This window comes from Pseudofrankia asymbiotica, assembly GCF_001983105.1.
Classification (GTDB): domain Bacteria; phylum Actinomycetota; class Actinomycetes; order Frankiales; family Frankiaceae; genus Pseudofrankia; species Pseudofrankia asymbiotica.
Genome location: NZ_MOMC01000167.1, coordinates 1 through 1,574, shown reverse-complemented (window position 1 = coordinate 1,574; position 1,574 = coordinate 1). Strand labels below are relative to the sequence as shown.

General features: G+C 71.9%; 1 protein-coding gene. It reads right to left on the bottom strand.

The annotated features are described in order from the left end of the window. Positions 1–12: 12 nt before the first annotated feature. Positions 13–1,386, bottom strand: coding sequence for an ISL3 family transposase (locus BL253_RS39010; RefSeq protein ID WP_241835545.1), 1,374 nt, complete (start codon positions 1,384–1,386; stop codon positions 13–15). Positions 1,387–1,574: the final 188 nt, after the last annotated feature.

Here is a 1,574-nt window from a genome sequence, read left to right as displayed (position 1 = left end):
GGCTCTTCGAGGTTAGGCGGGGTTGAGGCATCCGCGGGCTCGGCGGGTGGTTGCGCAGCGTGTGCGTAGGCGCTGGTTGGTGGGGTTGCGGTATCCGTAGGCGTTGCGGGCGTCGAGTTTGACGACCCGGTTGTAGCCTTCACTGGCCGCGTTGGTGATCTTTGTGTGGAGGAACGCCTCGATGCATGGYCACCAGGTGCTGATCGTGGTGGCGAGGCGTTCGAGCTCGGGGATGCCGGCGCTGGCGCACCAGGTGTAGAACTTCGTGAGCCGGTGGGCGATCACGGTGCGGTCGGGGTGGGTACCGGCGAGCGCGAACAGCGCGCGGAGTTCTTCCTTCGCGATCCAGGCGGCCAGGATCGTCAGGCCGGGTTCGCCGAGGTCGGTCAGGGTGTTCCACAGTTTCGCGAGTTGGCGGTCGGTGAGGTTCTCCCGGTTGCGCCGCAGCAGGTTGCGGATCTTCCATTCGGGGTCGCTGTCGCGTCCGCGCCGGCCGCGGGTGGTGGTGGTGATCCGGCGGCGGACCTCCGCGACGACGCCGTTGGCGAGGTGCACCAGATGGAAGTGGTCGACGACGAGGGTGGCGTGGGGCAGGTAGCGGCGGACCGCGGCGACGAACACGGTGCACATGTCGATCGCGACGTGGGTGACCCGGTCGCGCCAGGCCGCGGGCTGGCTGGCCAGCCAGTACGCGACGTCGTCGGCGGTGCGGCCCTCGACCTGGCCGAGCATGCCCTGCCCACCGGCCAGGTCGGTGAACCCGACGTGCCACCGGTCGGCCAGCACCCGGGCCTTCGCCGGCTCGCCACCGGCGGGCTCGCCGGCCGTGGGCTCCCGGGCCGGCGCGGGGCTGTCGACGGGCCGCCAGCGCGGCCGGCCCCGGCGCACCTCGTCGATCCCGAGGACCTCGACCGGCGGCGCCGGGGCAGCGGCCAGCGACGCCGCCGCCTCACGCACCGCGTCCATGGTCGTCGGCCAGGACAGGCGAAGCGACCGGGCGCAGGCCGTGACCGTCGCGCAGGCCCCGTCGACCACCCGCCGGCCGGCCTCCGCGCGCAGCCGGGCCGTCAGCCGCGCCCTGGCCGGCACCGCCGGCAGCGACTCGGTGAACGATCCCTGCGCGCAGCCCGGCTCGTCGCAGTACCAGCGGCGCTTGACCCACTCCAGCCACAGGTCGGAGGAACCGCCGGGCAGGTCACGCGGCCGGGTGCGCACCACACCCTTGACCCGCGTCGCGAACACCCCGCACGACGGGCACGCCCGCGCGGCCTCGTCCGCCGTCTCCAGCCGCACCAACCGCGAGCCGTCCGCCTGCCGCTCGACGTGCCGCACCACCAGACCGTCCAGCTCCAACAACAACGTCGCGACACTCGTATGATCGCTCAAGCCCGTAACCCCGTGGCGTCTTGATTGCGTAGGAACAACCAAGATCGCCGGGGTTGCGGGCCCTTTTCAGGTCACGACGCGCCAGCGTCCCACGCCCGGCACACAAAGCCACACCAGGCCAACATCACGCACAGTCACCAAACCGAATGCGGGACCCACGCCCACCCCGGTTAACTTCGAAGACCCGG